The organism is Lentzea sp. NPDC036949, from assembly GCF_055608075.1.
The window spans coordinates 21,784-27,878 of the sequence record NZ_JBVJRA010000031.1 but is presented as its reverse complement, the minus strand read 5'-3'; the positions used below and the strand labels follow the sequence as shown (position 1 = coordinate 27,878).

Genomic DNA, 6,095 nt, shown 5'->3' with positions numbered 1-6,095 from the left:
ATCAAGCGGTTGCCGCACGGTGAGTTCATCGAGGTCCACCAGCCGCTGGGCCCGGTGGACGACCACGGTCACCCGATCCCCCTGGCCTATCAGGGCGCGTCGGTGCCGAAGAAGATGAACAAGCTCGGTTCGGCCGGGCACCCGGTCGCGGGCAGCACGTGGTCGCCGGACCCGGTCGAGGAGACCGTGGCCCTGGAGAACGCACGCCGCAGGGCGCATGTCTCCGAAGGCCTCAGCGCCGAGGACACCGCGGGCGAGCTGGCCGGCAAGCCCTCCGACCCCAAGGCCTGAGGAACGGGGTGCCGCGGCTGCGCGGCACCCCATCGGCCCGTCAGTCGCGCCGAGCCACGCGCAGCGCGAACGCCGCCGATCCCAGCAGTGCCAGCGCACCGAGGCCGACGAGCGGCAGCACGGAGTCCTCACCGGACTGCGGACCGAAGCCACCCGCGAGGCCCTGGGCGGCGTAGGCGGACCCGCTCTGCTTGCCGCCGTACGCCTTCGCCACCGCCCGCTGGTACTCGGCGACCGTCAGCCGCTCCCCCGCACGACGACCGCTGCCACCGGCGTCGAGCACGGTCAGCCGCGTGCCCTTCTGCGCGTACCAGGCGTTGACCTGCGGTTCGTGCAGCAGGGTGGCACCGGCGGGCAGCTTCGCGGCCAGTGTGGACTCCTGGTCACCGGAGGCCAGGTTGGCCACGGACCACCGGCCGTCCGCGCCGCGCACGGTCTGGATGGTCGAGGTCTGACCATCGCTCGACGACGCGGGCACCGCCACGTAGGCGAGCTTGCCCGGTTGCGCGTCCCTGGCACCGGAGACGAACTCCGGCGAGAGCGTGTACACCGGGACGACGCCGTCCCGCACGGCAACGGTCGCCGCGCCCTTGCCGCGCAGGTCGCCGAGGAAGTCCGCGACGGCGTCCACGGTGGACTGCTCGGTGGCGGCCGCCCGTGCCGCCTGGAGGTCGGCGGCCGACACCGCCTCGTCCGCGTGGGCCGACGGTCCCGCGGCGAGCAGGACGACGGCCGACAGCACCGCGGCGGCCGTGAGGTTGCGGGTGTTCATGGCCGTCCTCACCGGTTGATGCCCGTCAGCGTGTGCGTCCAGGTGAACGAGGTGTTCGAGCGGTAGCTGCTGTAGGTGGAGCGGTTGTAGCGGGTGTTGCTGCCCCACGGGTCGGCCCAGTTGACCCACTGGCGGTTGCTGCTGTCGACCTCGTAGCCGTAGACGGCGTGCATGTGGCCGCCGCCGGAGGACCACAGGATGCGGGTCTCGATCGGCTGCTCGCGGTCGATCTGGTCGCGGATGGACGCGAACGTGACGGTGCCCGACAGGTAGCTGCCCGGCGAGGAGTAGCCGAGGTCGTAGAACGCCTCGCGGACCTCGCCGAGGTCGCCCTGGTTGTTGCGGCAGCTCGTGCCCGACTCGTCGTGGGCGAGCTGGCAGAACCGCGTCTGGGTCACCGAGGTGCCGTGGTAGCGGGCGATGCTGGTGCCGGCGGCGGCCCAGCACCACTGGGTCTGCTCCTGGGCCTGCATGGTGAAGTTGAGACGGCCGAGGGCGGAGACGTCGGGCGCCGCGGTGGCGACGGGCTGCACGAGCAGCCATCCCGCCGCCACCGCCGCGACCGCGGCAAGAGCTCGTGGGCGCAGGGTGCTCACGGGCCCTCCTTTCGTGGACGTCGAGGGTGTTCCCCGGTGAGTTCCGGGCACAGCCGAACGATGGCCACGAGGCGGGGACGGGCACAAGATCGGTGCGCGGGCGGCGCGACCGTTCACAACGCGAACGTCGGCTTCCGCCACGGCGGTGTGAATGTTTCCGCGAACCCGGTCAGCGCCACTCCAGGGCGATGCCGGCGACACCGCGGTGGACGACGGGGAAGAACGCGCTCGCGACCAGCGCGCGGTCGCAGATCAGGTCGGTGACCTCCACCGGCGGCTGGTGCTCCCGCGTGCCCAGCACCCGCGTGCACCTGCTCGGCAGCGCCTCCGCGGTCATCGCCACCTGCAGCAGGTACGGACCGGCGCCGTCGCGGAACATCCGCGTGTAACCGGGGCACGGCGTGCCCGACCGGTCGTTGACCGTGTAGCTGACGACGGCCGTCTCGCCCTCGTCGAGGCTGCGGTCGAACAGCAGCTCGAACACCATCGAGCGGTCGGCCCGGCGCACCCGCCCGATCCGGCACCCGTCTCCGGCGACGACGCTCGCCCGTTCGATGTCGCAGTCGTCGTCGCCGTGGTAGATGGCCAGGTACCGGGTCGGGCCCGGGTTGCCGGCGGTGAGCACGATCCGGGTCGTCACGTCCTGCTGCTCACCGCGGTCGCCCAGCACGACCCGTTCCTGGGTGAGCGCGACCTCCAGCCCCGCGTTGCACCGGGCCGGGTCGTCGAGCAGGCTCGCCAGCAGCTCGGTCGTGGTCGGCCCGAGCGGTGACAGCTCGATGAACGACGTCGTCGGCACCCGCACCGGGTGGTCCCGCGGGCCCACGAGGGTCGTCAGCGAGTCCGGGGCGAGGTCCAACACGGACTCGAGCCCCCTGATCAACGCGAACGCACGCGGTCCCTCCGGCCGGCGCATCCCGCGTTGCCAGTAGCTCAGGGTCGACTCGGCCACGGCCAGGTCCATCCGCGCCAGGTGCGCGCGCAACCGGGACAGCGACAGGCCGCGGCGGTCGATCGCCGCCCGCAGCGCTCGGTGGAACGGCCCGTACCTCAGTGCGTCGCCGAGTTCGTCCACACCCATCAGAACCCCCGTTCCGATGCGGCCCCACCCGGCGTGGCAGCCGTGACCGGCCACCGTAGTGGGCGGGGACCGGCACGGGGAAGGGCAGGCGGTCCGATCAGGACCCGGCGTAGAGCAACCGGTTCGGCGAGCCGGTGCCGACGCCGGTCAGCACGCCCTTCGTCGACCGGTCGACGACCAGCCGCACGGCCTGCTCCAGGGTGAGGTCCGGGTCGGCCTCCTTGGCGATGGCGACCGCGCCCGCGGCCAGCGGAGCGGCGAACGACGTGCCGTACCAGCCGCTCAGCACGGCCGTGTCACCCGAGCTGCCGGCGCCGGTGACGTCGGCACCCGGCGCGAACGCCGTCACGCAGCTACCGTAGCTGGACGCGTTGGTGCCGGTGTTGCGCGAGTCGGTCCGCGTGGTGGCGCCCATGGTGATCGCGCGCGGGTCCTTCGGCGAGTTCCGGCAGTCGCCCCTGGCGAAGTTGCCCGCGATCAGCACCACCAGCATCCCGTTGTCCACCAGCTTCCCCGCCGCGGCGTCGAGGACGGTGTCGGTGTTGCCGTGCGAGCTCTGCAGGCTGACGTTGACCACCGAGCCGCGCGGCGCGTTGAGCGCCGTCCAGTTCATCCCGTCGGCCATGTCCTCGGTCGTGCCGGAGTTGTCGCACCCGAGGACGCGGACCGCCTTGATGTTCGCCTTCTTGGCCACGCCGTACGTCCGGCCCGCGACGTGGCTCGCGACGAACGTGCCGTGGCCGGCGCAGTCGGTGTCGCCGTTGCCGTCCGCGACCGCGTTGTACGCGCTCTCCGCGCGTCCCTCGAACTCGGCGTGCGTGGTGCGCACCCCGCTGTCGACGACGTACACGTCGACGCCGGCTCCCGTGCCACCGGGGGCGAAGGTGCCGTCGAGGGGCAGGCCGCGCTGGTCGACGCGGTCGGTGTGCCACGGCACGGCGGCGGGAGCGGCCGCGGGGGCGGTCTCCACGCGGTGCACCCGGTTCTCCTGCACCAGCGCGACGGCCGGGTCCCGGCGCAGCCGGTCGACGTCCGCGGGCGTCAGATCGGCGGAAAACGCGCCGAGGGCATCGAACCGCCTGTGGACCACTCCCCCGAGGACGGTCGCCGTGTGCACGACGCCGGGCAGCGCTGGCGTGTTCCTGAGCAGCACCACGTAGCGCGCGGTGTCCTCGTCCGCGACCGCGGTGCTCCCGAGCGCGCTGGTGACGCCCAGCAGACCCGCGAGTGCGGTGCGGGTGAGTCGCCTTCGCATGGTGGCTCCGATCAGGACGGCAACAGGGGTGCCAGAACCGTAGGACCGACCGCGCCGGCCCGCCGGGTCAGGCGCGGGACAGGCCCATCGCGTCCAGGTGGTCGTCCACGTCGACGCCGAGCTCCTCGGCCAGGTCGAAGAACTCCGCCGCCCGGCGCTCGTCCACGGGCAGGCCCCCGTCGCCGGTCAGGCACATGACGCCCGCGGTGTAAGCGCTCTTCCCGTGGCCCGCGTCGGCGGCCTTGCCATACCAGTCGAGGGCCTTCGCGGGGTCGTGCTCGACGCCGCGGCCGGTCGCGTAGTAGTAGCCGAGGTTGCCCATGGCCCGCACGCTGCCCAGCTCGGCCGCGCGCACGGTCCACCGCATCGACTCGTCGTCGTCCGCCGGCACGCCCGTCCCCGTCGCGTGCAGCACGCTCAGCTCGAACGCCGCGTCACCGCTGCCGTGCTCGGCGGCCGCCCGGTGGAACGGCACGGCTGCCGCGGGGTCGGCCGGGTGACCGTAGCCGCGGAAGCGCAGGTAACCGGACAGCAGCAGGACGTCCGGGTCCGCCGGGTGCTCCGCCAGCAGTTCGTCGAGCCGCCGGGCCGCGTCCTGCTCGTGCTCGGCGCTGGTCGCGAAGTACGCGATCCGGACCCACCCGAGCGCACCGGCGAGCGAGCCCGCGCGGTCGGCCTCGCGGTACGCCTCGATCGACGCCGGGACGTCCTGTTCCGGGTACGGCGCCCACGGTGCCGCGCCGTGCGCGAGCAGCCGGCCCAGCTCGAGCCACGCCTCCACCACACCGGCGCGGCCCGCCCGCGTGAGTCCCGCCGTCAGCAGCCGCGGCGCGTCCGCGGGCAACAGTCCGATGAGGTGTTCGCTGCGCACGAAGCACTCCCGCACCTCGCACGCGGCGGCGTACAGGTCCGCGCCGCTCGCCTCCTGGTCGCGCAGCAGACCGGCCAGAACCTCGTAGGGGCTGTTCGTCATGCAGCGGACCTTACGGACCGGTCCGGGCGCGGGGTTGCACCTCAAGCCACTTGAGATCGCATAGTGATCGTCATGGACATGGACGAGCTGTACCCGATCGGTGACGTCGCACGGCGGACGGGCCTGAGCGTCAGCGCGGTCCGGTACTACGCGGACGCCGGTGTCGTCTCCCCCGCCGCGAGCACGCCGGCCGGGCACCGCCTGTACGACGTGTCGGCCATCGCCCGCCTCGAACTGGTCAGGACGCTGCGCGAGCTCGACGCGGGCCTCGACGAGATCCGCCGGGTGCTGGCCGGCGAGGCCACGTTGCGCGACCTGGCCGCCACCCACCTGACCCTGCTGGAGGGGCACGAGGCACGGCTGCGCAGCCGGCGCGCGGTGCTGTCGGCCATCCTGCGGCAGGACTCGACCGCGGAGCAGGCGACGTTGATGCACCGGCTGGTGGGGATGTCGGACGAGGAGCGCGACCGGCTCGTGGACGAGTTCTGGACCGAGGTCACCACGGGCTGGGAGGCACCGGAGCGCATGGTCGAGTGGTGGCGGGCGGCCCGGCCGGTGCTGCCCGACCACCCCACCGCGGCCCAGCTGGAGGCGTGGATCGAGCTGGCGGAGCTGGTGCGCGACGGTGACGTCCGGCAGGCCCTGCGCCGTGAGCTGCACGAGGTCTGCACCACCGGCGCGGGACCGGTGATGTCCTCGGCGCCGATGCTGGAGGCCTTCGAGGAGGCCACGCCGATCGGCCAGGCGGCGATGGACGCCGCACGGGAGGGCGTGCCACCGGACTCGCCGCGGGGGCTGGACGTCGCCGACCGCTGGATCGAGTGGCTGACCGGCGTCTTCGCGGTGGCGGACGTCCCCCGCACACCGGACACGCCGGAGTTCCGCCTCCAGACCGCCGACCACATGCTCGCGGGCGCGGAGTGGGAGCGCACCCCACCGGACCCGGAGGGGCCGTTCGACCGGTACATGGCGCTGGTCGGCACCGTGAACGGCGCGGAACCCGAGCAGTTCCCGTTCGAATGGCTGGCCGCGGCCCTGCGGGCCTCCGCGGCACCGCGCTGATCTCAGTCCATTGTGGACTGTACCGGGATGTCGCCCGTTCGAAGTGCTCGCCGTGTAACCGGCCG

At 73.2% G+C, this 6,095-nt stretch carries 6 protein-coding genes and 1 pseudogene; 2 read left to right on the top strand and 5 right to left on the bottom strand.

The genetic code is table 11. The features are described from left to right. Window positions 1-291: pseudogene (locus tag ACZ7CD_RS39835) on the top strand (cytochrome bc1 complex cytochrome b subunit); the annotation flags it as partial. Window positions 292-331: 40 nt separating this feature from the next. Here the strand turns inward: ACZ7CD_RS39835 and ACZ7CD_RS39830 are convergent. The 5 genes from ACZ7CD_RS39830 to ACZ7CD_RS39810 form a co-directional block, all read right to left on the bottom strand. Next, window positions 332-1,063, bottom strand: a complete 732-nt coding sequence (locus ACZ7CD_RS39830; protein WP_470372095.1) for a hypothetical protein — start codon at window positions 1,061-1,063, stop codon at window positions 332-334. 8 nt (window positions 1,064-1,071) lie between these two features. Further along, the gene (locus ACZ7CD_RS39825) at window positions 1,072-1,659 is read right to left on the bottom strand and encodes a papain-like cysteine protease family protein (RefSeq protein ID WP_360399921.1); all 588 of its coding nucleotides are present in this window, start codon (window positions 1,657-1,659) and stop codon (window positions 1,072-1,074) included. A gap of 169 nt (window positions 1,660-1,828) precedes the next feature. Further along, window positions 1,829-2,740 (bottom strand): helix-turn-helix domain-containing protein, encoded by a 912-nt coding sequence (locus tag ACZ7CD_RS39820; protein ID WP_470381011.1) that lies wholly within the window; start codon window positions 2,738-2,740, stop codon window positions 1,829-1,831. 97 nt (window positions 2,741-2,837) lie between these two features. After that, complete coding sequence (locus ACZ7CD_RS39815; protein WP_470372093.1) at window positions 2,838-3,995, bottom strand: S8 family peptidase; 1,158 nt, start codon at window positions 3,993-3,995, stop codon at window positions 2,838-2,840. Between the two features lie 67 nt (window positions 3,996-4,062). After that, on the bottom strand, window positions 4,063-4,968 hold the full coding sequence (locus ACZ7CD_RS39810) for a tetratricopeptide repeat protein (protein WP_458432942.1): 906 nt from the start codon (window positions 4,966-4,968) through the stop codon (window positions 4,063-4,065). Window positions 4,969-5,040: 72 nt separating this feature from the next. Between ACZ7CD_RS39810 and ACZ7CD_RS39805 the strand changes: the two genes are divergently transcribed. Then, window positions 5,041-6,030 (top strand): MerR family transcriptional regulator, encoded by a 990-nt coding sequence (locus tag ACZ7CD_RS39805; protein ID WP_458432944.1) that lies wholly within the window; start codon window positions 5,041-5,043, stop codon window positions 6,028-6,030. Window positions 6,031-6,095 lie beyond the last annotated feature (65 nt).